The following is a 26,182-nucleotide window of genomic DNA, read 5'->3' as shown; positions in this document are numbered from 1 at the left end:
TCAGTTCCCCGCCAGAATGCCCATCACCGCCATGCGCACGGCGATGCCGAAGGTCACCTGTGGCAGGATCACTGCCTGTGGTCCGTCGGCGACGTCGGAGTCGATCTCGACGCCGCGATTCATCGGTCCCGGATGCATCACGATCGCATCCGGCCGTGCGAGCGCCAGGACCGCTGGCGTCAGACCGTAACAGCGGAAGTACTCGCGCGCCGACGGCAGCAGGGCACCGTTCATGCGCTCGTTCTGCAGGCGGAGCATGATCACCACATCGCAATCGCGGACCGCGCTGCACAGGTCGTGACAGACGCGTACCCCCATCTTCTCGATGGCCGTCGGCAGCAGCGTCTGCGGACCGACGGCGCGCACCTCGGCGGCGCCGAGCGTGGTCAGGGCGTGGATGTCCGAGCGGGCGACGCGCGAGTGCAGGATGTCGCCGACGATCGCCACCACGAGGTTGGCGAATTCCTTCTTGTAATGGCGGATGGTGTACATGTCGAGAAGGCCTTGCGTCGGGTGGGCATGACGCCCGTCGCCAGCATTGACGACATGTACATCCTCGCGCCCGAGGCGGCGGAGGTGGTCGGCGATCAGGTGCGGCGCGCCACTGGCGGCATGCCGGACGACGAACATGTCGGCGTGCATGGCCACCAGATTGTCGACCGTGTCGAGCAGGGTCTCGCCCTTGGCGGTCGATGAACGGGTGACGTCGAGATTGATGACGTCTGCCGACAGGCGCTTGGCAGCGATCTCGAAGGTGGTGCGCGTGCGCGTCGAGTTCTCGAAGAAGACGTTGAAGACGCTCTTGCCGCGCAACAAAGGAACCTTCTTGACGTCCCGGTGGGACACCTTGAGGAAGCTTGACGCGGTGTCGAGGATCTGCGTGATCACCTCGCGCGGCAGACCCTCGATCGACAGCAGGTGGGTCAGCTCACCGTTGGCGTTGAGTTGGGGATTACGCATGCTCGTCCAGGCTCCACTGCAGTCGGCCGCTGTCATCCAGCGAGAGGACCAGTTCCGAGGACGGATCGAGATCGACTCGCCACGCGCAGAAGTCTGCGCAGATGGGGAGCTGGCGCCTGCCGCGATCGGCGAGGACGGCGAGCTGAATCCTCGCCGGACGGCCATAATCGAAGAGCTCGTTGATCGCTGCGCGCGTCGTGCGGCCGGTGTACAGCACGTCGTCTACCAGGATCAGCGTGCGGCCCTCGACGTCGAAAGGAATCGAGCTCGGCTTCACCCGCGGATGCAGACCGCGCGCGCGGTAGTCGTCGCGGTGGAAGGAAACGTCGATCAGGCCGATCTCGCTGTCCAGCCCGAGCAGCTTGTGCAGGCGCTGGGCAACCCAGGCGCCGCCGCTGTGGATGCCGACGACGACCGTTTCCGGCTGCAGGTCGGGCCGGATCAGTTCGGCCAGTTGCACGCACAGCGCTTCGGCATCGGGCAATGCGACGCCATGGGTTGTCTTCTGGGCGTTCATCCGAGTTCCCGGGTTGTCTCAGCGGGCGGCATCGGCTGGCTGTCCGCAGCTGCGTCGAAGTGGCCCTGCAGGATCAGTTGGGCGGCGACGGCATCGAGGTGCCGGCGTGTCTGGTGGGCGCCGTGCCCGGCTGCGCGCAGTTGTGCGGCGGCGTCCGCCGATGTCAGCCGCTCGTCGGCGGGTTCGACGATGAGACCGAAGCGGCCGCGCAACTGGTTGGCGAAACGTGTGCAGCGCGCAGTCATTGCATGCGGTGTGCCATCGAGCGCGAGCGGCTGGCCGACGACGAGACTGTCCGGCTGCCATTCGGCAATCAGCGCGGCGATGGCGGCAAAGCGAGCGGCGCTCGCGGCGGCGTCGATCGTCGTCAGCGCATGCGCCTGCCGCAGTTGCCAGTCGCCAACCGCAACCCCGATGCGCTTTTCGCCAAAATCGAAGGCGAGGACGGTTCCCCGCGGTCTCACAGCCGCTTCAGGCATGCCCGGCTTCGTCGACGAGATTGGTCAGGCTGACGCCGAGCAGTTCGAGTGCCGACGGCAGTCGTTCCTCGTAGGGCAGTTCGAACAGGATGCGCAACTGGGCAGGTACCGTCAGCCAGGCATTCTGTGCCAGTTCGTGCTCGATCTGGCCGGCGGACCAGCCGGCGTAGCCAAGCGTGACCATAAGGTCACGCGGCTGGCCGCGCTGGGCCACCGCCTGCAGGATGTCGCGTGAGCTGGTCAGACCGACGTGCTCATTGACCACCAGAGTGGACTGCCATTGGCCAACCGGGCGGTGCAGCACGAAGCCGCGGTCGGTCTGTACCGGGCCGCCGAAAAAAACCGGCAGATTGGCGATTCCGTCTGCCTGCAGCGGCACGTCGATCCGCTCGAGCAGGCTGCCGAGACTCATGTCGATTGGTCGGTTGACGATCAGCCCGAGGGCGCCGCGGGGGTTGTGCTCGGCAACATAAACGAGCGACTTGGCGAAAAACGAGTCCACCATCGCCGGCATGGCAATGAGAAAATGATCCGTCAGATCGATGCTTTGCATGTTGGTATTCTAATCGGCGCTGGCGGCCGACACAAAGGTAATCGGCGGTGGACTCCATTCTTGTCTGGTTTCGGCGTGACCTGCGGGATTACGATCAGGCGGCCCTGTGTGAGGCGCTGCGACGTGCCAGGCGGGTTCATTGTGCCTTCGTCTTCGATCGCCAGATCATCGATCCGCTGCGCCACACTGCCGATCGGCGCCTCGAGTTCATCTGCGAGTCATTGCTCGAACTCGACCACGCGCTGCGGGCGCGCGGCGGCGCGCTGGTTGTCCGGCATGGCTGGGCGCGCGACGAGATTCCTCTGCTGGCGCGCGAACTGGCTGTGACGGCGGTGTTTGCCAACCGGGATTACGAGCCGCAGGCGAAGCAGCGTGACGCGGCGGTAGCGGCGGCGTTGCGTCTGCACGGCATCGGTTTCGAGTTGTTCAAGGATCAGGCGCTGTTCGACGGCGAAGAGGTCCTGACCCAGGCCGGGAGGCCCTTCACCGTCTTCACCCCGTACCGGAATGCCTGGCTGAAACGGCTGACCGAGGACGACTGGCAGCCGCACGGCGGACACGGCGGTCGCCTGGTCGCATCGCCGATGGCGCTTGGTGTGCCTTCGCTGGCCGACCTCGGCTTCGCCGAAGCCGGGCTGCGAGCTCTGGGCATCGTCCCCGGCATGGCCGGCGGCCGGCAGCGGCTGCTGGACTTCGCCGGACGCGTGTCACTCTACCGGCAGCAGCGCGACTTTCCGGCGGTCAAGGGCGTTTCCTATCTCTCGGTGCACCTGCGCTTCGGCACCGTCTCGGTGCGGCAGGTGGTGGCGCTGGCGATCGCCGCCGGCGCCTTGCGGCCAGGGGCCGAAGGCGCGGCGACCTGGTTGTCCGAGCTCATTTGGCGCGACTTCTACTTCATGATTCTCGACCGCTTTCCGCATGTCGTCGAGCGCTCCTTCCGGCCTGAGTACGATGCCATCGCCTGGGAGCAGGGCGCTGCCGCCGAGCAGGCGTTCGCCGACTGGTGCGCCGGGCGGACGGGCTATCCGCTGGTCGACGCCGCCATGCGGCAGATCAACGGCACCGGCTACATGCACAACCGGCTGCGCATGCTGGTGGCTTCGTTCCTGACGAAGGATCTGGGCATCGACTGGCGCCGCGGCGAAGCCTACTTCGCCCGCCAATTGAACGATTTCGACCTTGCGGCCAACAACGGCGGCTGGCAGTGGGCGGCCTCGACTGGCTGCGATGCGCAGCCGTACTTCCGCGTCTTCAATCCGGTCACGCAATCCGAGCGTTTCGATCCCGGCGGCAGGTTCATCCGCCGCTACCTGCCGGAACTGGCGGCCGTTCCTGACCGATTCATCCATGCCCCATGGCGCATGAGCGCTGCCGAGCAGGCCGCATGCGCCGTCCGCGTCGGTCGCGAGACGCCGGCGCCGATGGTTGACCACGATGAGGCGAGGCGCTGCACGCTGCAGCGCTACGCCGTCGTCAAGCGTGGCGCAGTTCCCGGACGTGGCCGCTGACCAGCCGCAGCAGTTCGTCCTCCTGGAAGGGTTTGCCGAGATAATGATTGACACCGAGTTCGAGCGCGTACTGCCGGTGCTTGTCCGCCGTCCGTGAGGTGATCATGATGATCGGCACGGCTCCCAGTCGCTTGTCCGCGCGAACGTTTCGCGTCAGCTCGAAACCATCCATGCGCGGCATCTCGATATCGACCAGCATCACGTCCGGAACGACGGCAACCATCTGCTCGAGCGCTTCGACGCCGTCCTTGGCGGTCAGCACCTGGTAACCCTCGCGTGCCAGCAGCCGGCTGGTGATCTTGCGCACGGTCAGAGAGTCATCGACGATGATGATCGTCGGCACCGTTGCCGTGCTGCGATCGCCAGCCAGGGGCTGTCGTACCGTCGGTACCGGCGACACCGCTGGCGGCAGGCGGTCGCGGCTGGCGAGGGCGATCGGGTTGAGGATCAGCACGACCTGTCCGTTGCCGAGGACGGTGGCGCCGTCGATGCCAATCACCCGCGCCAGCTGGGCGCCGATGTTCTTGACGACGATTTCCTGGTTGCCGAGCAGCTCGTCGACCTGCAGCGCCACTCGCTTGCTGCCGCTGCGCAACAGCAGAACCCAGTACTGCACGTGCTTCTCGGGCAGCGCCTGCGGCTCGCCGAGAAGATGTGGCAGGTAGCTGAATGGGTAGTGGTTGCCGGTCCAGACCGCCTCGCGAGCATCGCGGATTCGCGCCAGACTCTTTTCCTTGAGGTCGAGCGCCTGCTCGATCATGGCGGCCGGGATGGCGTAATGGCGGTTGCCGGAGCGCACCAGCAGGGCCTTGGTTACGGCCAGCGTGAGCGGCAGGTAGAGCCGGAAGGTCGTTCCCTGGCCGGCGCTGGAAAGGACTTCGATGCGACCACCGAGGCTCGTCACCTCGCTCTTCAGGACGTCCATGCCGATGCCGCGGCCGGCCAGCTGGGAAACCTGCGAGGCTGTCGAGATGCCGGGGGCAAAGATCAGGTCGATCACCCGCTCCGCGTTGTCGGCATCCTCGCTGCGCAACAGGCCGGAGCGGAGGCCTCTTTCGCGCAGCCGTTCGAGGTCGAGACCGGTACCGTCATCGGCGATCGACAGGATGACTTCGTTCCCTTCCTGAACCAGCGTCAGTGTGATCTCGCCGATATCCGCCTTGCCCCTCGCCCGACGCACCGGCGCATCCTCGAGGCCGTGCGCAACAGCGTTGCGCAGCACGTGTTCCAGTGGCGCCAGCATCTTGTCGAGGACGCTGCGGTCGAGTTCGAGCTGCGCGCCGCGGATCTCCAGGTTGGCCCGCTTGCCGGTGTCCTTGCTGGCCTGGCGAACGATGCGGTACAGGCGATCGGCAATGCTGGCGAACGGGACCATGCGCACCGACATCAGTTCCTGCTGCACCTCGCGATTCAGACGGGCCTGGGCGATGATCGCCGCGTTCGCGTCGTCGAGGTTCTTCAGCAGGTTCTGCTGCACGGTGGCGACGTCGTTCACCGATTCGGCCATCATCCGGGTCAGTTCCTGGAAGCGCGTGAAGCGGTCGAACTCGAGCGGATCGAAGTCCGCGTGCTGCTCGTCGGTGACAGCGGTGCGCGACTGCATCTGCAACTCGGCCTGAATCTCGATCTCGCGCAACTGCCGGCGCAGGCGAATCACGTTCTCGGTCAGGTCGAGCAGCGAAGCCTTGATCCCTCGCATTTCGCCTTCGATGCGCAAACGGGCGATCGACAGTTCGCCGGCTTCGTTGACCAGCCGGTCGATGAGGTCGGCGCGCACGCGCAGGTTCGTCCGCTGCGCGGCAGTCTCGGCTTCCGCTTCCGGCCCCTCGGCGCGAGGAACGGCGCTGACCGCTTGCTCGGCCGCGTCTGCAGCGGCATCGGTGGCGGCGTCGCCGACCAGTTCGCTGGCTGCCGCGTCGGAAATCTCGAGCGGCGTATCGGCCATTTCGCCGCGCTGCAGACGTTCGACAAGCTGGATGATGACGTCGAAAGCATTGTCGATGTCGTCGATCAGCTCGATCGGTGCGGCGCCGGCGTCCTGCGCTTCCTTCATGCGTGTTTCGATGGCATGCGTCAGGTTGCCGAGATTCATCGCGCCAGCCATGCGCGCGCTGCCCTTGAGACTGTGGAACAGGCGTGCCAGCCGCCGTACCGGCTCGGGATCGGCGGGGTTGCTGCGCCAGGCGCGCAACTGTGCCGCGATGTTCTGGTTGAGGTCAATCGCCTCCTCGATGAACAGTGGCAGCAGCTGTTCGTCGAACTCGTCCTGGACGAGCGGCACTTCCGCCGGGGCGGCGGCGATCGCCGGGGCGATCGGCGGTGCCGGCACGACGATCGGCGCCGCCTGGGCGAGATCGGCGGCCACCTGTTCCTCGTCCGCGGCCGCCGCCGCCTCGAGGCGCTCGTCGACGGCCAGCTCCGGGTACAGCGAATCGAGGGCCGCGAGCAGGCTGGGGATCGCCTCGGGCTCATGTTCCCGGGACACGTCGGCGAGCATCAGTGCCAGTTCGGCGATCGCCTGCCGGACGGTCTCGATGGCCTCGAGACTGTCGCGACCGGCGGCATGGTTCCGTCGCACGAGTGCCAGCTCCAGTGCGTGGCCGAGATGCTTGATGACTGCCAGGCCGACCGTTCCCGCGATGCCGGCGAGGGTGTGCGCGGCGCGGTACATTTCATGGCTCGACGGTGCCGTCAGGTCGCCTTCGAGCAGAGCGAACTCGCGCTGCAGGGTGGCGAGGTGGGTCGCTGCCTCATCGCGGAAGATGCCGACCAATGCCGGTGCGATCGACAGGCGCGTACGCTCCGGCGTGGCCGCAGGCTCCATCGCGACGGCGGCTGTCGTCGGCGCCGCCTCGCCTGCGGGTGCTTCGGCGACACCCGGCGTGGCGACGGTGCCACCGGCAACGCCCAGTACGGCATCGTCGCGTTCGCGCAGGGCTGTCGCCAGTGCACACATGCGGCGGATGTCGGGCACTTCTCCGAGCCCGGTCTTGAGATGCTCGACCCAGGCGGAGAATGCTGCATAGGCCTGCCCGAGGAGGTCGAGGAGTTGCGTTGTCACCTCCAGCTCCTGTCGCAACCAGAGGTTGAGGACCTGCTCAACCGACCACGCCGCCTCTCCCAGCTCCTTGAGGCCGACCATCCGCCCGCTGCCCTTGAGGGTGTGGACCGAGCGCCGGAGAGCGGTCAGAACCTCGACGTCGTGCGGCTTCTGCTCGAGCAGCTGCAGGTTGTCGTGGATGCTGCCGAGGACCTCGTCCGCCTCCTCGAGGAAGATCCCCAGCAACTCGGCGTCTACTTCCTCCGCCGTCGCCTGCGAGAGCTGGATGGTTTCTGCGGAGGGTGGTGGCGCGAGCGGCACTTCGGGCTTGAGGGTCGCCATCGCCGCGTCGATCTGTGGTGCGGCATCGCCACCGGCAGCCAGCGCCGAGAGCACATGCTTCGCCTGTTGTCCCAGTTCCTTGTCGGCAACCAGATCGGCATCCTTCTGCAGTGCCGTCAGGTTCTGCGCCACCTCCTGCCGCAGCGCCGCATCGCTCGGCTGTTCCTTGAGTGCGACGAGCAAGGCGTGTGCTTCACGCTTCTGCTGCTCGACCTCCTGCTCGACCGTTGCCACTTCGGCTTCGGTCTCCTCTGGCTCACCACTCGCCCGCATGCGGCTGACGAAAGCCTCGAAGTCCGCGGCGCCCGTCTGCATGGCGTCGACGAAGAAACCGATCAGCGACAGCTGCTCGGCCAAACGTTCGAAGTCGGCCTGTTGTGGTTCGTAACCGGGATCCGAGAAGCGTGCGACTTCCGTCGTGCAGTGACGCAGGACGGCGACCGCGCCCTCATGGCGCATCATCGTCAGGGCACCGATGACCTGCCGCAACGGTGCATCGAGCTGTACCAGATCACCTCGCCTGTCGGCGTCGCGGAAGAAGCCGTCGAGCACCTGCTCGATCTGCGCGAGGTTGTTCGTGATCTCACGCGCGACCTGGCCGACGAGCATCTTTTCCTGCGCCTGGCGCGACATTTCGTCGAGAGCCGGCAGTTCCGACTCGGGCGGCAGCGGTGTGCCGGCGATGCAGTCGTGGATCCTGGCGGCCATCACGTCGACCTGGTGCGTGAAGCTGCTGTCCAGGTACTGGAGGTTCTCCTGTGCATTCTGGGCAAGGAGGATGGCCGTCGCGCTCTCCATCGCCAGCGCTTCGCTGTGGCGCACAGGCGACTGCCCGAGGAAGCTGGCGACCTCGGCGATCGCCCGGGTCAGGCGCAGGAAGTCGGGTTGTCCGGCCTCCTCGGCGACGGCCACAAGCGTTGCCGCGTTGGCACGGAAGACGGGCAGCGCCTGCGTGGTACCTGCCGCGAAGCGGTTCCACGCCTCTTCGGTGGCGGTGATCGCGTCGCGCAGACGGCGCCGGACCGCATCCTCGGCGACCGGTGCCAGGGCGACCTCAGCTGCGATCAGGGCCGGCAGCCGGTAGGCCTGCTTGACCTTCTGCACCGTTCGATGGTTGCTTCGGGCGATGCCGACCAGATACAGCGCGTCGCGCATCAGGCGTTCGGCGACGTTGCTCGAACCCTCCAGCAGGCGCCGGGTCTGCAGGTCGATGCGAGTGCACAGCTGCTTGGCATCGGCATCCGCGGGTAGGGCGCCTTCGCCGAGGGCGGTCAGGAAAGCCGTCGCGACCCACCAGAACGCGCGCGCCGATGGCATCTCCTGGATGGCCTCGATACGCTTGACGGCACTCAGCATCTCGGCTACGCCGGCACGCTCCCCTGGCGCACGCAACCAAGCCAGCAGGCCGCGCTGGAAATGCGCCCGCTGCTGTCGCAGACGGTGCTCGAACTCGCCGCGTTCGAGCTGCTGTGCTGTGGCGCCGCGCGCCGGGGGGCGCACGCGCAGGTCGGGAAAGAAGAGATCGCTCGCTATCACCCGGCTCTGACCGCGCGCCACCTGCAACTCGCGATAGAGCGGCAGGAGGCGCAGGGGCTGATTGGGCTGGCCGCTGATCAGGTCGTCGAGATAATGTCGGAGAGCCGTCAGGGAGCGATCGACGAGGCTGACCGCTGCGGCATCGACCGGCTGTTCCTGCTTCTCCAGCGCTTCGAGGAGGAACTCCATCGCCTCTGCCACCTGCGTGACGCCGTCGAGGCCGACGATCGTCAGCGCGCCTTGCACCTGGTGCAGGTGGGTTCGGCAGAACCTGATCTGCTGGCGGTCTCCCTGATCGTCAGCGATTTCGGCAGGGAAACCCTGCAGCGCCTGCTCGGCACGTTCGAGTGCGAGGTCAATCTCGCTCTTGACCCAGGTCAGCGGGCCGATGTCGAAATCAGTCGGGGCATTCATCGGCGGCAGTCTCTCCAATCAGGCACTCAGGAGACCTTGAAGCCGGCCACCGAGCCCTTGAGTTCGGTCGCCAGGCCGGCCAGTTCGCCGATTGCCGTCGCCGTCTTCTGCGTTCCGGCAGTCGTCTGCCCGGTGACCAGGAGGATTTCCTGCATCTTGCGCGCGACCCTGGTTGCCGAATCGGCGGCCTGGCGGGTGGCCCCCGAAATGTTCTCGATCAAGTCGGTCAGTGTTCTCGTCACCGCGCCGATCTCTGCCAGCGCCTGACCAGCGGCATCGGACAGGCGGGCGCCTTCGACGACGCCGCGGGTCGACTCTTCCATCGCCGAAACCGTGTCCTGGGTATCGGTCTGGATCGTCCTGACGATCGCCCCGATCTGCTTCGTCGCCTCGGCGGAGCGTTCGGCGAGCCTCTGCACCTCCTCGGCGACGACCGTGAAACCGCGTCCGGCTTCGCCGGCAGAGGCCGCCTGGATGGCTGCGTTCAGCGCCAGGACGTTGGTCTGCTCGGTGATGTCCGAGATCAGCTCGACGATCTCGCCAATCTCCTGCGACGACTCGCCGAGACGCTTGATGCGCTTGGAGGTCTCCTGGATCTGCTCGCGGATGCGGTTCATGCCGGTGATCGAGTCCTCGACCGCCTGCGCCCCCTTGCCCGCGGCCGCCAGCGACTGGCGCGCCACCTTGGCCGACTGCTTGGCGTCGCCGGAGACACCGGTCATCGTCGACGCCACGCCGAGGACCGACTGACCGGCCGACTTGATCTCCGCTGCCTGGCGCTCGGCGGCGGCGAGCAGTTCGCTCGACGTCTGCTGCGCCAGTTCGGTTGCCTGCGTGACGCGGCCGGCGGCATCGTTGATGCGGCCCACCAAGAGACGCAGTTCTTCGATCGTGTAGTTGATCGAGTCGGCGATGGCACCGGTGATGTCTTCGGAGACCGTCGCGGTCACCGTCAGATCACCGTCGGCGAGATCACCCAGTTCATTCATCAGGCGCAGGATCGCGTCCTGGTTCTGGCGGTTGATGGCTTCGGTCTCGCGCCTGCCGCGCTCGGCTTCCTCAGCCTGCCGCTTGCTTTCGGCGAGGTAGGTTCTCGCCAGCAGCACGGCCAGTCCAATCGCCAGTCCGATCAGCACGACCATCAGCAGGCCGTAGAGGGCGCGGTTCAGTCCCCGATCCTGGTATGCCTGTGCCAGCTGGTCGGTCACCTGCAGCAGTTCCTCACTGTCGCGAAAGATCTGCGAGCCAGCCTGCTTGGCGATGATCAGGCGCTGCATGTTGCCCAGGATGCCACCCACCGCCGTCCGGTAATCGGCAAAGCTGGCATCGAGTTCGGCCAGCTTGACCTTGGCTTCGGGGTCGGTCGTAGCGGCAATGCGCAGCGACTCGCTGCCCTTGCCGAGGGCGTGCACGATATCGCGAAAGGTATTGGTGTCCTTGCCGAGGAGGAAGGCGACTTCCGGGTCGATCGCATCGCCGAGCAGGAGCGCGTTCGCATTCTTGGCGATCCGTTGCGTGAGCATCACGAGTTGGTTGGCTGCAGCGATGTCACGCGTGCCGGCGTTGCCCTGCAGCTTGACTGCGGCGAGCTGTTCCGCCAGGTCGAGCAGTTGCGGATTGCGGTCGTTGATCGAGGCGACCTCCTTGCCCAGTGAAACCAGATTCTTCTCCATTTCGAGCAGGCGGGTGGCATTGCGGTCGGTCTTCTCCCACACCGCCGCCAGTTCCTGGAGTTGTGGCTGCACCCGGCCCGGTGATGGCGGCACCCAGCCCGCCGCCAGCTCACCGCCCTTGCTCAGACTTTCGATGTTGCCGGCGAAGCTGTCACGCGACTCGCGCAGCTGCCTGAAAGCCGCCGGATCGCCGAGCAGGGCCAGGCTCGATGCCTTGGCCAGCCGCTGCGAAAGCATGCGCATGTCACCGGCCGTCGCGATATAGGCGGCGCTGTAGCCCGCCTGCCGATTGTCGCGGTAGACGACGACGGCGATCACCAGCATGACGAGAACGAGGGCGCCGCCAAGTAGCTGCAGCCGCTTGGCAACCGGCAGGTGAGACAGGTGCAGCGCCGCCGGCGGCCAGGGAATCGGCCGCTTCTTTTTCGCCGGCACGCCCGTATCGAGAATCGTGCGGGTCGGCAGCGTTTCACCCGCAGCGTCCTGCAGGCGCGACAGGAAGGCCGGCAGCTTGAGTTTGAACGTCATCTTCCTCCTCCGGTTACGTTCCCACGACGAAGAACAGACTCGTCGTCACGTGCCCCGTGATCTGCAGCCGGCTCAAGCGGCTATGTCCATGAAGTTCTCGTCGGCCAGCAGTTCGCGTACCTTGAGCTTCCTCCAGCGCCGGCCCTCGTTGTCAGAATACAACTCCGGCGCCCAGGCCGGGGCGTCGTCGGTTGCGGGTTCCGGAGTCAGCGCGTCGACATTGCGCAGGCCGATCATGCGGTTCACCAGCAGGGCGGCGTTGCTGCCGTGTCGGGTGCCGATCAGGAGCAGCCGCGAGCTGCTGTTGCGCGGCGTGACTTCCTTGCCGACGAAGGCTGCCAGGTCTACCACCGAGTAAAGGTTGCCGCGTATGTTGGCGAGGCCGGCGAACCAGGGTCGGGTCAGCGGCACCGTGGTCAGCGTCGTCAGCGGCACGATCTCGCCCGAGTCCGCCAGGTCGAGCAGCCAGTGGTCCGCACCCGCCTGTACCCCCAGCAGCCCTGCCGCCGTCTGCGTGCTCGTGCCGGCGAGACGTGCCGCCAGGTAGGACTGAAACTCATGCAGTCGAATCTTCTTGGTCATTCGTCGGCCACCATTTCACAAGGCTGCGATCTTCGCCAGCAACTCCTGACCATTCACCGGCTTGACCATGTAGTCGTGGGCGCCCTGTCGCAAACCCCAGATCTTGTCGGTCTCCTGACCTTTGGTCGTGCACACGATGACCGGAATGCTGCGTGTCGTCGGATCGCGTGTCAGCGTCCGTGTCGCCTGGTAGCCATTGAGGCCCGGCATGACGACGTCCATCAATATCAGGTCGGGCAGTTCGCTGCGCGCCTTGGCGATTCCTTCCTCCCCGTTTTCGGCGGTGATGACCTGATAACCATTGCTGGTCAGCAGCTCATTGAGGACATAGCGTTCGGTTGGTGAATCATCAACGACGAGGATCTTCCTGATGGTCATCGCGGCTGGCCTCTGCAGGTTCCCGTATCGATGGACACGCTGCCCTTCGTTCAGAACGCTGCCGGCGCAAAGGCGGCGACGGTCTGCAGCAGGCTGTCCTTGGTGAACGGCTTCGTCAGATAATGGTCCGATCCGACCATGCGTCCACGGGCGCGGTCGAAGAGACCGTCGCGCGACGACAGCATGATCACCGGGGTCGAGCGGAAACGCTGATTCTTCTTGATCAGGGCGCAGGTCTGATAGCCATCGAGTCGTGGCATGACGATATCGCAGAAAATCACGTCCGGCTGGTGATCGGCCACCTTCGCCAGCGCGTCGAAACCATCTTCGGCGAGCAATACCTGGCAGCCTGCCTGCACGAGAAAAATCTCGGCGCTGCGCCGGATCGTGTTGCTGTCGTCGATGACCATCACCTTGACACCGCGCAGCTTGTCCGCTTCAGCCAACTCTCTCCTCCAGTACGTTCCGGGTGATCGTCACCAGCTGTCCAAGCCCCGGAATCCTCGTCATTTCCTGCCGCCGGTACTATACCGCATTGTGCTCAGATTTCGACCATCTCGAAGTCTTCCTTGCGCGCTCCGCATTCCGGACAAGTCCAGTTGATCGGCAAATCGCGCCAGCGGGTGCCGGCCGGAATGCCTTCATCCGGCAGACCGGCCGCTTCATCGTAAATGAAGCCGCAGGTGAGACACATCCACGTCTGATACTGCTGGTCACTGTCGCTGTGCATGGCGTGTATGGAATTTCGAGTAAAATCGTCGGGGAAACGCATCGATTCTAGCCAATCCCCGGCGTTGATGCCAAGAGTTTCTCCTCCGATACCGGCAGCCGAGGCCATCGTCCCGTCATGAATCCACGCCATGCGACGCCGTCGCCACCGATCGTTCTCACCTTTTCCGCCAGCGATCCATCCGGCGGGGCGGGGATGCAGGCCGACCTGATGACGCTGTCGGCGTTGGGCTGCCATCCGTTGTCGGTGATGACGGCACTGACGGTCCAGGATACGCTTGGCGTCAGCAGTGTGGTCGCCGTCGACGCCGATTGCGTCGAGGAGCAGGCGCGCACGCTGCTCGGGGACATGCCGGTGGCGGCGTTCAAGATCGGTCTTCTCGGCAGCATCGAGAACATCGCCGTCGTCGCCGGCATCGTCGCCGACCATCCTGCCTTGCCGCTGGTCGTCGATCCCGTTCTCGCCTCCGGCAGGGGTGACGAGCTTGCCGACGACGAGATGATTGGCGGCCTGTGCAAGCTGTTGCTGCCGGTGACGACGATCCTCACCCCCAACTCGCTCGAGGCTCATCGTCTGGTGCATGGAACAGGCGGCTTCGACGAGGCTGGCGAAGGTGACGACAGGCTGCAGCCGACCCTTGCCGACTGCGCGCAGCAACTGCTCGATCTGGGATGTCTGCACGTGCTGCTCACCGGCACGCACGCCAACACCGAGCGCGTGATCAACACGCTCTATCGGCGGGGCGTCGGATTGGTGCGCAGCGATGCCTGGGACCGCCTGCCCGGCAGCTATCATGGCTCGGGTTGCACGCTGGCCTCGGCGATCGCCGCCCAGTTGGCTTGCGGTCTGCCGGTAGACGATGCGGTCGTGGCTGCGCAGGATTACACGTGGCGGGCGCTGGCGGCCGGCTTTCGGCCCGGCATGGGGCAGTTCATTCCCGATCGCTTCTTTGCCAGCCGTCCGCGGCGTGCGTTGCTCGATGACTGAACGGCAGCCGCTGCGCGGCCTCTACGCGATCACCCCCGATGGGCTCGCAGCCGACGGCGACCTCGCAGCGGTCGCAGCGGCACTGCGCGGTGGTGCGCGCCTCGTGCAGTATCGCGACAAGGATGCCGATGCCGCCAGCCGGCTGGCGACTGCGCGCGCCCTGCGCCGGCTGTGCCGCCAGTCTGGCGCTCGTCTGCTGATCAACGACGATCTGGCGCTGGCGCTGGCGGTCGCGGCCGACGGCGTGCACCTCGGGGCCAGCGACGGCGACCTCGCTGCCGCCCGCCAGGTGCTGCCCGCCGGCTGCCTGCTCGGCGCTTCATGTTACGGCGATTTCGCGCGTGCGCGGGCCGCGGTGGCGGCCGGAGCCGACTACGTGGCCTTCGGCGCGGTGTATCCGTCGCCGACCAAGCCGCTGGCGGCGCAGGCCGAGCTGTCGCTGTTTGCCCGCTGCCGCGCCGAACTCGGCGTGCCGAGCTGTGCCATCGGCGGCATCGCGCTCGGCAACGCGCCACCGCTGCTGGCTGCGGGAGCCGACATGCTGGCGGTGATCAGCGATCTTTTCGCGGCTGCCGACGTGCAGGCGCGTGCCGCCGCCTACCAATCCCTGTTCGAGGACAAGCGACGTGAATTCACGAAACCAGCAACTGTTTGAGCGTGCGCAGGAGCACATCCCGGGTGGGGTCAATTCGCCGGTGCGGGCGTTTCGCTCGGTCGGCGGCACGCCGCGCTTCTTCGTCGCCGGCGCCGGCGCACGCGTCACCGACGCCGACGGTGCCAGCTACATCGACTATGTCGGCTCGTGGGGACCGCTGATCCTCGGTCATGCCCATCCCGAGGTCGTCGCTGCGGTCCGCGATGCGGCGCTCGGCGGTCTGTCGTTCGGCGCGCCGACCGAGAGCGAGGTCGACATGGCGGAACTGCTGTGCCAACTGCTGCCGTCACTCGAAATGGTGCGCCTGGTCAGCTCCGGCACCGAGGCGACGATGAGCGCCATCCGTCTCGCGCGCGGCTTCACCGGCCGCGACCTGCTGCTCAAGTTCGAGGGCTGCTACCACGGCCACTCCGACAGTCTGCTGGTGAAGGCCGGGTCGGGCCTGCTCACCCTCGGCAACCCGAGTTCGGCCGGTGTTCCCGCCGACCTGGCGCAGCACACGATGGTCCTCGACTACAACGACAGCGAGCAGGTCGCCGCGGCCTTCGACGCCCATGGCGGCAGCATCGCGGCGGTGATCGTCGAGCCGGTCGCCGGCAACATGAACCTGATCGCACCGCGTCCGGCGTTCCTGCAGACCTTGCGCGAACGGTGCAGTCGGCACGGAGCCGTGTTGATCTTCGACGAGGTGATGACCGGCTTTCGCGTCGGCCCGCAGGGCGCGCAGGGCCTCTACGGCATCACTCCCGACCTGACGACGCTTGGCAAGGTGATCGGCGGCGGCATGCCGGTCGGCGCCTTCGGCGGCCGGCGCGACATCATGGCCAGCATCGCGCCGCTCGGCCCCGTGTATCAGGCGGGCACCCTGTCGGGCAACCCGGTGGCGGTGGCTGCCGGCCTGGCGACGTTGCGGCTGTTGCAGACGGAGGGCTTCCACGAGCAACTGGCGGCACGCACGCGCAGCCTCTGCGACGGCCTGGCTGCCGCGGCCGCCCGGCACGGCGTGCCCTTTTCAGCGCAGTCGATCGGCGGCATGTTCGGCATCTACTTCCGTTCCACCTGCCCACACACCTACGCCGAAGTGATGCAGTCGGCGCAGCAGGACTTCAGGCGCTTCTTCCACGCCATGCTGGCTGCCGGCCACTACTTCGCTCCGTCGGCTTTCGAAGCCGGGTTCGTCTCGGCGGCGCACTCGGCCGACGACGTCGCGGCAACAGTGGCTGCCGCCGCGGAGGTCTTCCGCGCTTGGTGAGGCCTGCCGCGCGGCCGCTCAGTCGGCGTGGTGCTGTATCAGTTGCTGGGCGGCAGTGCTGCGGCGCCGTTCGAAGTGGCGCAGGCCGTAGTAGGTGAGGGCGCCGATCGCCACCATCGAGCAGGCGAAGGCGGTGTAGGCGATCGGCCAGGGGATGCCCTCGGTCATCATCGAGAACTCCGACATGCCGCCCATGCCGGCGATGACGTTGATCGGCATGAAGATGACGCTGAGCACGGTCAGCCGCTTGATGTCCTTGTTCTGGTTGATGTTGATCGCGCTGTCGGTGGCGTCCATCAGGAAGTTGATCTTGTTGAAGAGGAATGCCGTGTGGCCGTCGAGCGATTCGATGTCGCGCAGGATTTCGCGCACATCGGCATGCTGCGCTTCGGCCAGGAACTTGCCGCGCAGCAGGAACGACAGGCCGCGGCGGGCGTCGAGGACGCTGCGGCGGGTGCGGGCATTGAGGTCCTCGGCTTCCGAGATCGCGACCAGGATTCTCGACGCCTCCTGGTCGCTGGTATGCGAGCGCAGCACCTGCCGGCCGATGCGATCGAGTTCGCCGTACATGTCCTCGAGCGCACTCGCCGAGTATTCGACGTCGGCCGCGTAGAGGTCGATCAGCACGTCGGTGCCGTTGCTGACGTAGCCGGGGCGGGTGCGGGCGCGTGCCCGCTGCAAACGGAACACCGGCAGTTCCTCGCTGCGCACGGTGAACAGCACCTGCTCGTGGAGGATCATCGCCACTGGAACGTTGCGTGACTCTTCCCGGGTATCGAGCAGGAAGTCCGAGTGCAGGTGGGTATGCCCTTCATCGTCGACGTAGAAACGGGCGCTCGCCTCGAGGTCGGTCAGGTTGCCGGGATCGGGCACATCGATGTCGAACATCTGGCCCACCCAGCCACGGACCTTCTTGGTCGGGGCAATCAGGTCGACCCAGATGGGTTTGACGTTCGCCAGATCGTCCGGGCCGTTGACGGCAATCTGGCGCAGGCGGCCGTCGCGCAGCTCGAAGGCGGTGATCGCCATCTTCTCGTTGCGATAGTGGCTGTCGTCGATCAACTCCTCGAGGACGTCGTCGGGCAGCAGGGCGAGGATCGCGTCGGCGCCTTCCTTGACTTCTTCCCAGACGACGAGGCGCTCGGCGGCATCGAGCGACTCGATGATGTAGGCGACTTCGCGCGCCGGCATCAGCTTCAGCTTGTGTCGCAGCTCCCGTCGATACTGCTGCTCGAGCTCGCTGTCGACGCCTTCTTCATCGCCCGCGCCCTGTTCGTGCACCAGGTCCTCGACCAGCTTCTGCAGCGAGAGCAACGAGCGCACCTCGGTGAGGTGCACCTCCGCGAGTCGCTGCTGCAGGGTATCCGGTTCGGCCGGCCTCGTATGTTCCTGGTTCATGGCGGTGCTCCCGAAGCGACTGGGCAAGGCGAGAAAAAGCCGCTATTGTACGCCTCGGCAAAGAGCCCCGGAGCGTTGCGCCTGCGCTCGCGGCGATCGACGAGGTGGCGGCCCGTGGGCGACAGCGAACCGCGGTTGGATGTGCGTCATGAGGACCAGCGTGAGAACCGAATCGGCGGCAGAAGCAGCATCCGGCAGCGGCCAGCGATCGGCTCTGGCAACCACTGCCGTGGCCGCGATGGGAGTCGTCTTTGGCGACATCGGCACCAGCCCGCTGTACACGATGAAGGAGGTATTCGGCGGCCATCATCCGCTGCCGCTGAACGAGGGCACCGTCCTCGGAATCCTGTCGCTGGTCTTCTGGGCGCTGACGATCACCGTCTCGCTGAAGTACGTCCTCTTCATCATGCGCGCCGACAACCGGGGCGAGGGCGGCATCATGGCGCTGACGGCGCTGGCGCTGCGTACGGCGAACGCGACGCCGCGGGTTCTCTGGCTGATGTCGGCGCTCGGCATCTTCGGTGCCGCCCTGTTCTACGGCGATGCCGTCATCACACCCGCGATGTCGGTGCTGTCGGCGGTCGAGGGGCTGGAAGTGGTGACGCCATTGCTCAGCCCGTGGGTGCTGCCGATCACCGTCGCCATTCTCGTCCTGCTCTTCGTCTTCCAGCGCCATGGCACCGCCGCCGTCGGCGCCCTCTTCGGCCCGGTGATGATGTTCTGGTTCGCGACGCTCGGTCTGCTCGGACTGTGGAACGTGCTGCGCAACCCGTCGGTTCTGGCGGCGATCAATCCGTGGTACGCGCTTTCCTTTTGCCTCGGGCAGCCGGGGATGGCTTTCCTCGCACTGGGCTCGGTGGTCCTGGCAATCACCGGTGGCGAAGCGCTCTACGCCGACATGGGGCACTTCGGCCGGCGGGCGATCAAGTGGGCGTGGTTTGCCTTCGTCTTTCCGCTGCTCTACCTGAATTACCTCGGCCAGGGCGCGCTGATCCTCGCCGATCCGCAGGCGATCAGCAGTCCCTTCTTTCGCCTCGTCCCCGACGAAAGGCTGGTCCTGCCACTGGTCGTCCTCGCCACGACGGCGACGGTGATCGCCTCGCAGGCGGTGATCTCGGGAGCCTTCTCGCTCACCAGCCAGGCCATGCAGCTGGGCTACTGTCCGCGGATCCAGGTGCGCTTCACCTCGGAGCGCGAGAGGGGCCAGATCTACGTGCCGAACATCAACTGGCTGCTCCTGCTGACGGTCATCGTCGTCGTCCTGGGCTTCCGCTCGTCGTCCAACCTGGCCTCGGCGTATGGCATTGCAGTCACCCTGACGATGATGATCGACACCCTGCTCGCCTTCGTCGTCGTGCGGGCGCTATGGCAGTGGAGCTGGCCACGCGCGGCCCTCTTCCTCGTCTTTTTCGTCGTCGTCGATTTCGCCTTCTTCTCCGCCAACGTGATCAAGATCGTCGATGGCGGCTGGTTCCCGCTGGCCGTCGGTGCGGGCGTCTTCGTCCTCCTGTCGACCTGGCGGCTGGGTCGCCGGCTGCTCGGCGAAAGGCAGCGGCAGCAGTCGATACCGCTCGCCGACTTCATCGCCGGCATCGCCGTCGGGGGGCCGCAGCGGGTGAGGGGTTGCGGCGTCTTTCTCACCGCCCATCCCGAGGGAGTGCCGCGAGCCCTGCTGCACAACCTCAACCACAACCAGGTGCTGCACGAGCGGGTGGTGGTACTCAACGTGGCGGCTGCCGATGTGCCACACGTCCCGGAGGCGGAGCGTGTGCGGGTCGAAGCGCTCGGGCAGGGCTTCCATCGCCTGCATGTCGCCTACGGCTTCAAGGACGAGCCCGACCTGCCGCGTGCGCTCGCACTCTGCGCCGCGCACGGACTGAGCTTCGACCTGATGTCCACCTCCTTCTTCCTCGGTCGCGACACGGTCGTCCGGCTGCCGCCCGGACACCCAGCGCGTATGGCAAACTGGCGGCAGACGCTGTTCAACTGGATGTTCCGCAATGCCGATACCGCAACCGAATTCTTCAAGCTGCCGCCCAACCGCGTCGTCGAACTGGGGGCGCAGGTCGAGCTGTGCTGACGACCAGCCGGCAGGCAACGTGGCAGCGAGCGGCGCCGCATCGGCCGGGCGCGCCGTCGCCCTCCGTCGCGTCGGCACGGCGCCGCGAATGAGTCGGCGACTGCTCGTCGCTGCCGCGCTTGCACTGGCGACGCTCGCCGGCCCGCTGGCGGCCGACAACCTGCCGCCGGCACCGACCGAGCTCGGCACCATTCGCCGCAACGAGCAGGGAAAGCTGGAGGTCGTGCGGCCGCCACCCGCCAGTCCGGCGACCGCCCCGATCCCTGCCGATGCTGCCGCCGGCGGGCGGGCGGTCAATCAGCGTCCGGTCGCCGACAGCAAACCGGCAGGTGGCGGCCGGACGATCGTCGTCGGCGAGCGGGAACAGGTGCGCAGCATCAGCGAAGCGGCACGGCTGGCACGCGATGGGGACACGATCGAGATTCGTCCCGGGGAGTACCGGCGGCAGGCAGTCGTGTGGACCCAGGAGCGGTTGACGATTCGCGGGGTCGGCAAGCGGCCGGTCCTCATCGCCGACGGTGACAATGCCGAGGGCAAGGCGCTGTGGGTGGTGCGCAGCGCGCAGATGACGATCGACAACCTCGAGTTTCGCGGCGCGCGCGTCGCCGCCGGCAACGGCGCCGGCATCCGTTTCGAGACCGGGCACCTGAAGGTCGTCCGCTGCGCCTTCTTCGACAACGAAATGGGCATCCTGACGAGCAACGCCGCCGATGCCGTGCTCGAAGTCGAAGACAGCGAGTTCGGCGCCGCTCCCCGCCATGCCGGCGCGCTGCACCACCTGCTCTATGCTGGAACGATTGCCCGCCTGAAGGTCAGCGGCAGCCGTTTTCAGCAGGGCCATCTCGGACACCTGATCAAGTCGCGGGCGCGCACGAGTTCGATCCTCTACAACCTGCTCGTCGACGGCGCCACCGGCAGCGCCTCGTACGAACTCGAGTTTCCCAACGGTGGTGTCGCCTGGGTGATCGGCAACATCATCGGGCAGAGCGCCACAACCGACAATCCGGTCGTGGTTTCCTACGGTGCCGAAGGCGAACGCTGGCCGGACAACGCGCTCTATCTGGTGCACAACACCCTGGTCGACGACACGCCCGGCGGGCGTTTCCTGCAGGTCTGGAGCGATCGCCTGCCGGCAGGGACCGAAGTCTGGACGATCAACAACCTGCTCGTCGGGCGCGGCATCCTTGCACCGCAGGGAGCGGGGCGCCATGACGGCAACCAGTCCGTCGAGGTCGCGACCCTGGTCGACGTCGACGGTCTGCCTTTCGTGTTGCCGCAGGCGTCGCCGCTGCGCGGCAGGGCGAAGGCGCCGGGCTTCGTCCGCGGCCAGAGCCTGACGCCGACGGCGGAATTCCGGCTGCCAGCGACGACGCTGGCGTTGCCGCCGGGCAAGCCACTGTCGCCCGGCGCACTGCAGTAGGAGGGCGCTAGTCGACGCGCGCCAGCAGGCCGAGGAAGTCCTCGGCACTCTGGAAGCCAACGACACGGATGCCGCTGATCTCGCGCCCCTGCCGGTCGAAGAAGATGATTCCCGGCGGGCCGTAAAGCTGGAAGCGTTGCAGCAGGGCCTGATCGGCCGCCGAGTTGGCGGTGACGTCGGCCTGCAGCAGGGTCCAGCCCGCCAGCCTCGCCTGCACGCGCGGATCGGCGAAGGTGAAGCGCTCCATTTCCTTGCACGAGACGCACCAGTCGGCATAGAAATCGAGCAGCACGGGCCGTCCGGCAGCGGCCAGCCGGCTGTCGAGTTCCGCCACCGTGTGCACGCGGACGAAGGGCAGGGGCCTCGCCTCGTTGCTCGCGGCACTGCTGCGCAATACCGAGAGCGGCTGCAGTGGGTCGCGTGAACCGGCGAGCGTGCCGAGGAGCATCGCCGCCCCGAAGAGCAGCATGACGATGCCGACTCCCTTCCAGAAGTGCTGCCAGCCTCTCGCGTGTGGCGGCAGCGGGTCGAGCGCGTGCAGGTAGATTGCCGGCACGATCAGCAGCAGTGCCCAGGCGAGCATCTGCACGACCACCGGGATCACCGGCGACACCAGCCAGACGGCAGTCGCCAGCAGGATGACGCCGAAGGCCCTCTTGACCGCTTCCATCCACGGTCCGGACTTCGGCAGCAGCGTGGCGGCGCTGGCGCCGACGACGAGCAGCGGCGTACCCATGCCGAGCGCCATAGTGAACAGCGCCGCGCCGCCGAGGAGCGCATCGCCACTCTGGCCGATGTAGAGCAGGGCGCCGGCGAGTGGTGCGGCGACGCAGGGACCGACGATCAACGCCGACAACGCCCCCATCGCCGCGACGCCGGGCAGCGAGCCACCACGGATGTGGCTCGCTTCCTCCGACACCCTGGTCTGCAGGAAGGTCGGCAACTGCAGTTCGTAGAAGCCGAACATCGACAGCGACAGGAGAACGAAGACGCCGGCGAAGGTGCCGAGAACCCAGGGATTCTGCAGCGTCGTCGCCAGCAGCGTGCCGGTGAGGCCGGCGGCGACCCCGGCAGCGGCGTAGGTTGCCGCCATCCCCAGCACGTAGGCCAGCGACAGCAGGAAGCCGCGCGCATGCGAGACGCCTTGCCCGGCGCGGCCGGCGCCGACGATGATGCCCGACAGGATCGGAATCATCGGAAAGACGCAGGGCGTCAGCGACAGCAGCAGACCGAAGCCGAAGAAGCTGCCGAGCAGCAGCCAGAAGCCGGCATGGCGGAAGAGCTGCGCAATGCGGCCGGACTCGTCGCCGCTGGCGACTGCCGATGCCGGTGCGGCGATCGCCGCCACCGCCGCCGGGTCGGGCAGTTCGACGGCGAGCGACTGCTGCTGCGGTGGGTAACAGATGCCGGCATCGGCACAGCCCTGTGAGCTGACGCGCAGGGTCAGCGGCAGCGGCCCGGAGCTGTTGCGTTCGACCGGCAGCCGGATGAGCACCTGATCGTAGTACACCTCGACGCGGCCGAAGGTCTCGTCGTGCTTCTCCTTGCCCGGCGGCAGCAGCGGCGTGCCGAGGCGGATCGTCGCCGCATCGGCGGCAAAACGGAACTTGTCGCGGTACAGGTAATATCCCTTGGCGATGCTGAAGCGGACCTCGAGCGTCTGCCCGTCGAGCGCGCGCACGCTCGGCTTGAAGGCCACCGCCGGGTCGAGGAACTCCTCCGCCTGGGTCAGCGTCGCCAGCAGTAGCAGCAGCAGCGGGAGCAGGCAGCGGAGCATCGGCGCCTCCGGCCTGCTCAGGCCGATGGCGCGGTTTCGGCCGTCACCCAGGCGAGATACTCGGGGAGGCCGGCGGCAATGTCGAGCGCGACCACCTCCGGCAGCGCGTACGGATGGCTGGCGCGGATCGCCTCCGCCAGCTCGGCGAAACGCTCGGAACTCGTCTTGATCAGCAGCGGCACCTCGTCGGCCGTCTCGACCTTCCCCTGCCAGCGGTACACAGAGCGGCAGGGCGCCAGGATATTGACGCAGGCAGCGAGGCGCGCCGCGACGAGCTGTTCGGCCAGCGACCGTGCCGCCGCCTGGTCGGGCAGATTGGTGAGGACGAGGAGGGTGTTCACGCCGCGCATTCTACCGCATCGGCGGCTGCGGCTGCCGGCCAGCCGGCAGCGTGGGTCGGCGCCCCCCGTCAGTCGGGCCGGCAACTGTCCGGGCCAGCCGCTGGCCGCGCCGGTCGGCGTCGCCGCCGACGCCTCGCTTCAGGCATCATGGCCCGGATTGCTGCGCTCCAGCCGGCGCAGCAGCGCCGGCCACGCCAGACCACCGCCGGCACCGCGCGTCACCTGCTCCCACTGCGTCTGGGCGCCGTCGATGATCGGCTGCGCGATGTGACGCAGCGGCAGGCCACCGCTCATTGCCTTGACCTGCATGCGGCAGCTCGTCTCGAAGAAGTACATCGCGACGAAGGCTTCAGCCACCGATCGGCCGACCGTCAGCAGGCCGTGATTGCGCAGCATCAGGAAACGCCGGTCGCCGAGGTCGTGCACCAGGCGGGGCTTCTCGTCGTCGACGAGAGCCACTCCTTCGTAGTCATGGTAGGCGAGCGACGACAGAACGAAGATCGAGTGCTGCGACAGCGGCAGCACACCGGCCTCCTGCGCCGAGACGGCGACACCGTTGACGCTGTGCAGGTGGAGGACGCAGATCGCGTCTGCACGCGCTGTGTGCACCGCGCTGTGGATGGTGAAGCCGGCGGGGTTGATGTCGTATGGCGTGTCGTCGAGCTTGTTGCCCTGCACATCTACCTTGACCAGGCTCGATGCGGTGATCTCGTCGAACATGAAGCCGTAGGGATTGATCAGGAAATGGTGCTCTGGGCCGGGAACACGGGCCGAGATATGGGTGAAGATGAGGTCGTCCCAGCCAAACATCGCCACCAGGCGGTAGCAGGCGGCGAGATCGACCCGCTGCCTCCATTCGGCATCGCTGATGCCGGAGCGGAGGCTGCTCGCAGAAAGGCTCATGGTTTTCTCCTCAAGTGGTTGCCGCACTGCAGTAGCCGGAGCTGCCCGGGCGGACCGCGGTCCTGCAGCGGCGACCGCTGCCCGCCGACTGGCAGCCTTGACCGGGGCCGCCACCGCGCCGGCGGCACGCACACTGCTGCCTGCCGTCATTTGCCGGAACATCTTGCCTCGATTTCCTGCTTGCGCTGCTGGATCAGGGCCGTCCGTTCCTTGTCGCCGAGATAGACACGCTCGCCCCTGTCGTCGTATCGCGCAACGGCGTTTGCGTTCTGCAGGTTCTCGAGCGACTTCCTGGCCAGCATGCAGTCGCGCTGCAGGCGCTTCGCTGCCGCTTCCTGTTCCTCCTGCTTGCGTGCGGCGGCGTCACGATCGATCTGTCGCTGGCGAAACTCGGTTTCCTTCTGCTGCCAGCTCTTGCCAGCCGGCTGGCCGCCATCACTGGCGGCCGGCACCGCCTGGTCCTGGGGGGCCGGCGCGTTCGCCGGCTTCCGTGCAGGTTGCCCCGGCGGTGGTAGTTCCGAAAAGTGGGTGACCCCCTTCTCGTCGACCCATTTGTAAACCCCGGCGCCCGACGCCGCCGTGGTGACGACGAGCAGCGCGAAGAACAGGGCTCGTGAACGCATGCTTTCCCTCCGTCGTGGCCATTGGAATCAGCATAGAACCGCTGTCGGGTGGCGTCAATCGCCCGCCGTTCCCGGGGCACGGCGGCGCTCACGCCTGCGTCTGCGCGACCACCCGACGAAAGCGCAGCAGCGCCACGGTGAAGCAGCTGGCGCCGACGCCGGTCATCGCCGGCAGGTCATGCCAGATGAGGTCGAAGCCCGCGCCGCGTTGGAGGATCGCTTGCGCAAGGCGGACGAAATGTTGGAGCCGGGGAAGCCGACGATCTCGCGGCGCTCGATCCTCGAACTGAAGCGGTCGACCGCCCGGAAGTCGCCAGGATGTCGCGACAGTCCGTCGGCCTCGACCGCGAAGCCGTCATCACCGCCGCCGCGGGGGGATGGCAGTGGCTGACCGCGGCCAGCCTGGCGACCGGCACGCCGTCCACGGCGAACCACTTGCCGTCGGTCCGCAGACTGTCGCGCGCCGGCGCACGGCGGTCGAGGCGCACGCAAGCTGTTCCCGGCATGTCGCTCCTGGCGGCATCGGCATGCGCCGCCAGCCAGATGGCGGCGGGCTTGCGCCTGACGCGGAACAGCAGCTTCTCGCGTCGACCCAAGCCGCAGCAGGACTCCGACGCTGCCTTGCCTACAGCGTGCCGTGCCGCCGATTCCGTCGCGACCAGCCGAGCCCGGCAAGCGACAGGCCGACGAGCAGTGCCGAAGCGGGCTCCGGCGCGTCGTTCTGCTCCGCGGTGACGCGCACGTTGTCGAGCGCTGCGCCGTAGCAGCAGGTGCCGTTGAGCGCCGAGAAGCTCAGTGTCGTGTGTGCGGTGTCGGCCGTGAACTGGAAGCTGTGGTCTACCCAGCCCATGTTCGTTCGCGACCTGCCGCTCTGGTCGAAGGAGAACTGGGCCTGCTCGTTGCCGGCGACGACCTGCAGCAGCTTCGTTGCCGGGCCGCCGTCGGTGTTGCCGGCCATCGCGAACTCGACCGTATACAGCCAGCCAATCTGGGTGTCGAAGGTCTGGCTGATCGTACCCAGCGTGTTGCCGGCGAGGTCGATGCTGCGGCTGCCCTGGGCTGCCTGCCAGTAACTCCCGATGTAGTCGACGTTGCCGCCGCTGATCGTCCAGCCGGCGATCTGGCTGTTGTTGAGGCCAAGCGTGGTGAAGGTGCCCGGGTTGACGGCGGCGGTCTCGAAACTGCCGTTCTGGAAGGGCGTGGCATTCGCCAGAGCGGTTGCCGAAAGGGCGCCGACGAACGTCAGCAGGCGGGCGGTTGTACCTATGGTCATCGTGAATTTTCCTGGGTGGTGAAATGGAGAACTGGTGGCCTGTGCCGCTCCCGGCATGCCGGGGAGTTGGCAGCAGCAACGCTCGCTGCCCTGTTCGCCTGCCGCTTCGCTCCGGGCGCCATGCGGGGTCGGTAGCGAGCACGCAGCGCGCGGCGGAAGTGTCGCCGGGCCGCCTGCCACTCAGGACCGGAGCAGCGCGACGTTGCGGTGGGGCAATCAGGGCTCGCGGGAAT

22 protein-coding genes are annotated in these 26,182 nt (G+C 66.9%); 6 read left to right on the top strand and 16 right to left on the bottom strand.

What is annotated here, in order from left to right; all coding sequences use genetic code 11:
- From HT579_17585 to HT579_17570, 4 genes are read right to left on the bottom strand one after another with little or no spacing between them, the layout of a single operon-like run.
- Positions 1-960 (bottom strand): aspartate carbamoyltransferase catalytic subunit, encoded by a 960-nt coding sequence (locus HT579_17585; protein ID QKS30567.1) that lies wholly within the window; start codon positions 958-960, stop codon positions 1-3.
- Complete coding sequence (gene pyrR / locus HT579_17580) at positions 953-1,477, bottom strand: bifunctional pyr operon transcriptional regulator/uracil phosphoribosyltransferase PyrR (protein ID QKS30566.1); 525 nt, start codon at positions 1,475-1,477, stop codon at positions 953-955. Before pyrR ends, HT579_17585 begins: the two co-directional genes overlap by 8 nt.
- Complete coding sequence (gene ruvX, locus HT579_17575; GenBank protein ID QKS30565.1) at positions 1,474-1,956, bottom strand: Holliday junction resolvase RuvX; 483 nt, start codon at positions 1,954-1,956, stop codon at positions 1,474-1,476. The genes pyrR and ruvX overlap by 4 nt, the downstream gene beginning before the upstream one ends.
- Entirely contained in the window at positions 1,949-2,509 is a 561-nt protein-coding gene (locus HT579_17570) for a YqgE/AlgH family protein (protein ID QKS30564.1), read from the bottom strand. Before HT579_17570 ends, ruvX begins: the two co-directional genes overlap by 8 nt.
- A gap of 47 nt (positions 2,510-2,556) precedes the next feature.
- Between HT579_17570 and HT579_17565 the strand changes: the two genes are divergently transcribed.
- Positions 2,557-4,017, top strand: a complete 1,461-nt coding sequence (locus HT579_17565; GenBank protein ID QKS30563.1) for a deoxyribodipyrimidine photo-lyase — start codon at positions 2,557-2,559, stop codon at positions 4,015-4,017.
- Here HT579_17565 and HT579_17560 read toward each other — a convergent pair.
- From HT579_17560 to HT579_17535, 6 genes are all read right to left on the bottom strand, one after another.
- Entirely contained in the window at positions 3,983-9,349 is a 5,367-nt protein-coding gene (locus tag HT579_17560) for an Hpt domain-containing protein (GenBank protein ID QKS30562.1), read from the bottom strand. The genes HT579_17565 and HT579_17560 overlap by 35 nt on opposite strands.
- A 26-nt stretch (positions 9,350-9,375) precedes the next feature.
- The gene (locus tag HT579_17555; GenBank protein ID QKS30561.1) at positions 9,376-11,550 is read right to left on the bottom strand and encodes a type IV pili methyl-accepting chemotaxis transducer N-terminal domain-containing protein; all 2,175 of its coding nucleotides are present in this window, start codon (positions 11,548-11,550) and stop codon (positions 9,376-9,378) included.
- 72 nt (positions 11,551-11,622) lie between these two features.
- Complete coding sequence (locus HT579_17550) at positions 11,623-12,132, bottom strand: chemotaxis protein CheW (GenBank protein ID QKS30560.1); 510 nt, start codon at positions 12,130-12,132, stop codon at positions 11,623-11,625.
- Between the two features lie 15 nt (positions 12,133-12,147).
- Positions 12,148-12,510: a response regulator gene (locus tag HT579_17545; protein ID QKS30559.1), complete on the bottom strand. Its 363-nt coding sequence runs from the start codon at positions 12,508-12,510 to the stop codon at positions 12,148-12,150.
- Between the two features lie 50 nt (positions 12,511-12,560).
- Positions 12,561-12,956 carry a response regulator gene (locus HT579_17540; protein QKS30558.1) on the bottom strand — a complete coding sequence of 132 codons (396 nt, stop codon included), beginning with the start codon at positions 12,954-12,956 and terminating at the stop codon, positions 12,561-12,563.
- 95 nt (positions 12,957-13,051) lie between these two features.
- Positions 13,052-13,240, bottom strand: a complete 189-nt coding sequence (locus tag HT579_17535; protein QKS31699.1) for a rubredoxin — start codon at positions 13,238-13,240, stop codon at positions 13,052-13,054.
- Positions 13,241-13,357: 117 nt separating this feature from the next.
- Between HT579_17535 and HT579_17530 the strand changes: the two genes are divergently transcribed.
- Genes HT579_17530 through hemL form a run of 3 tightly spaced genes read left to right on the top strand, consistent with a single transcriptional unit; the run spans position 13,358 to position 16,134 of the window.
- The gene (locus HT579_17530; GenBank protein ID QKS30557.1) at positions 13,358-14,227 is read left to right on the top strand and encodes a hydroxymethylpyrimidine/phosphomethylpyrimidine kinase; all 870 of its coding nucleotides are present in this window, start codon (positions 13,358-13,360) and stop codon (positions 14,225-14,227) included.
- Positions 14,220-14,882 (top strand): thiamine phosphate synthase, encoded by a 663-nt coding sequence (locus tag HT579_17525; GenBank protein QKS30556.1) that lies wholly within the window; start codon positions 14,220-14,222, stop codon positions 14,880-14,882. Before HT579_17530 ends, HT579_17525 begins: the two co-directional genes overlap by 8 nt.
- Positions 14,854-16,134: a glutamate-1-semialdehyde 2,1-aminomutase gene (hemL, locus tag HT579_17520; GenBank protein QKS30555.1), complete on the top strand. Its 1,281-nt coding sequence runs from the start codon at positions 14,854-14,856 to the stop codon at positions 16,132-16,134. Before HT579_17525 ends, hemL begins: the two co-directional genes overlap by 29 nt.
- A gap of 18 nt (positions 16,135-16,152) precedes the next feature.
- Here the strand turns inward: hemL and HT579_17515 are convergent, their stop codons facing one another.
- Positions 16,153-17,532, bottom strand: a complete 1,380-nt coding sequence (locus tag HT579_17515; GenBank protein ID QKS30554.1) for a magnesium transporter CorA — start codon at positions 17,530-17,532, stop codon at positions 16,153-16,155.
- Positions 17,533-17,680: 148 nt separating this feature from the next.
- Here HT579_17515 and HT579_17510 point away from each other — a divergent pair, with 148 nt between their 5' ends.
- The gene (locus HT579_17510) at positions 17,681-19,612 is read left to right on the top strand and encodes a potassium transporter Kup (GenBank protein ID QKS30553.1); all 1,932 of its coding nucleotides are present in this window, start codon (positions 17,681-17,683) and stop codon (positions 19,610-19,612) included.
- An 88-nt stretch (positions 19,613-19,700) separates the two neighbouring features.
- On the top strand, positions 19,701-21,032 hold the full coding sequence (locus HT579_17505; GenBank protein ID QKS30552.1) for a hypothetical protein: 1,332 nt from the start codon (positions 19,701-19,703) through the stop codon (positions 21,030-21,032).
- A gap of 7 nt (positions 21,033-21,039) precedes the next feature.
- Here HT579_17505 and dsbD read toward each other — a convergent pair whose 3' ends face one another.
- The 5 genes from dsbD to HT579_17480 form a co-directional block, all read right to left on the bottom strand.
- Complete coding sequence (gene dsbD, locus HT579_17500; protein ID QKS30551.1) at positions 21,040-22,809, bottom strand: protein-disulfide reductase DsbD; 1,770 nt, start codon at positions 22,807-22,809, stop codon at positions 21,040-21,042.
- Between the two features lie 17 nt (positions 22,810-22,826).
- Positions 22,827-23,159: a divalent-cation tolerance protein CutA gene (locus HT579_17495; protein QKS30550.1), complete on the bottom strand. Its 333-nt coding sequence runs from the start codon at positions 23,157-23,159 to the stop codon at positions 22,827-22,829.
- Between the two features lie 129 nt (positions 23,160-23,288).
- Positions 23,289-24,053 (bottom strand): class II aldolase/adducin family protein, encoded by a 765-nt coding sequence (locus HT579_17490; protein ID QKS30549.1) that lies wholly within the window; start codon positions 24,051-24,053, stop codon positions 23,289-23,291.
- 146 nt (positions 24,054-24,199) lie between these two features.
- A complete protein-coding gene (locus tag HT579_17485) occupies positions 24,200-24,676 on the bottom strand; it encodes a DUF4124 domain-containing protein (GenBank protein QKS30548.1) in 477 nt (158 codons plus the stop codon).
- A gap of 625 nt (positions 24,677-25,301) precedes the next feature.
- Complete coding sequence (locus tag HT579_17480) at positions 25,302-25,949, bottom strand: choice-of-anchor C family protein (GenBank protein QKS30547.1); 648 nt, start codon at positions 25,947-25,949, stop codon at positions 25,302-25,304.
- Positions 25,950-26,182 lie beyond the last annotated feature (233 nt).

The organism is Candidatus Accumulibacter similis (assembly GCA_013347225.1).
GTDB lineage: Bacteria > Pseudomonadota > Gammaproteobacteria > Burkholderiales > Rhodocyclaceae > Accumulibacter > Accumulibacter similis.
This window is presented reverse-complemented; position numbering and strand designations above follow the sequence as displayed.

Excerpts from the sequence above, each read along its gene's own strand:
- HT579_17585 (QKS30567.1), bottom strand. The coding sequence starts at position 960 with ATGCGTAATCCCCAACTCAACGCCAACGGTGAGCTGACCCACCTGCTG.
- pyrR (QKS30566.1), bottom strand. The coding sequence starts at position 1,477 with ATGAACGCCCAGAAGACAACCCATGGCGTCGCATTGCCCGATGCCGAA.
- ruvX (QKS30565.1), bottom strand. The coding sequence starts at position 1,956 with ATGCCTGAAGCGGCTGTGAGACCGCGGGGAACCGTCCTCGCCTTCGAT.
- HT579_17570 (QKS30564.1), bottom strand. The coding sequence starts at position 2,509 with ATGCAAAGCATCGATCTGACGGATCATTTTCTCATTGCCATGCCGGCG.
- HT579_17560 (QKS30562.1), bottom strand. The coding sequence starts at position 9,349 with ATGAATGCCCCGACTGATTTCGACATCGGCCCGCTGACCTGGGTCAAG.
- HT579_17555 (QKS30561.1), bottom strand. The coding sequence starts at position 11,550 with ATGACGTTCAAACTCAAGCTGCCGGCCTTCCTGTCGCGCCTGCAGGAC.
- HT579_17550 (QKS30560.1), bottom strand. The coding sequence starts at position 12,132 with ATGACCAAGAAGATTCGACTGCATGAGTTTCAGTCCTACCTGGCGGCA.
- HT579_17545 (QKS30559.1), bottom strand. The coding sequence starts at position 12,510 with ATGACCATCAGGAAGATCCTCGTCGTTGATGATTCACCAACCGAACGC.
- HT579_17535 (QKS31699.1), bottom strand. The coding sequence starts at position 13,240 with ATGCACAGCGACAGTGACCAGCAGTATCAGACGTGGATGTGTCTCACC.
- HT579_17530 (QKS30557.1), top strand. The coding sequence starts at position 13,358 with ATGAATCCACGCCATGCGACGCCGTCGCCACCGATCGTTCTCACCTTT.
- HT579_17525 (QKS30556.1), top strand. The coding sequence starts at position 14,220 with ATGACTGAACGGCAGCCGCTGCGCGGCCTCTACGCGATCACCCCCGAT.
- HT579_17515 (QKS30554.1), bottom strand. The coding sequence starts at position 17,532 with ATGAACCAGGAACATACGAGGCCGGCCGAACCGGATACCCTGCAGCAG.
- HT579_17510 (QKS30553.1), top strand. The coding sequence starts at position 17,681 with ATGAGGACCAGCGTGAGAACCGAATCGGCGGCAGAAGCAGCATCCGGC.
- HT579_17505 (QKS30552.1), top strand. The coding sequence starts at position 19,701 with ATGAGTCGGCGACTGCTCGTCGCTGCCGCGCTTGCACTGGCGACGCTC.
- dsbD (QKS30551.1), bottom strand. The coding sequence starts at position 22,809 with ATGCTCCGCTGCCTGCTCCCGCTGCTGCTGCTACTGCTGGCGACGCTG.
- HT579_17495 (QKS30550.1), bottom strand. The coding sequence starts at position 23,159 with ATGCGCGGCGTGAACACCCTCCTCGTCCTCACCAATCTGCCCGACCAG.
- HT579_17490 (QKS30549.1), bottom strand. The coding sequence starts at position 24,053 with ATGAGCCTTTCTGCGAGCAGCCTCCGCTCCGGCATCAGCGATGCCGAA.
- HT579_17485 (QKS30548.1), bottom strand. The coding sequence starts at position 24,676 with ATGCGTTCACGAGCCCTGTTCTTCGCGCTGCTCGTCGTCACCACGGCG.
- HT579_17480 (QKS30547.1), bottom strand. The coding sequence starts at position 25,949 with ATGACCATAGGTACAACCGCCCGCCTGCTGACGTTCGTCGGCGCCCTT.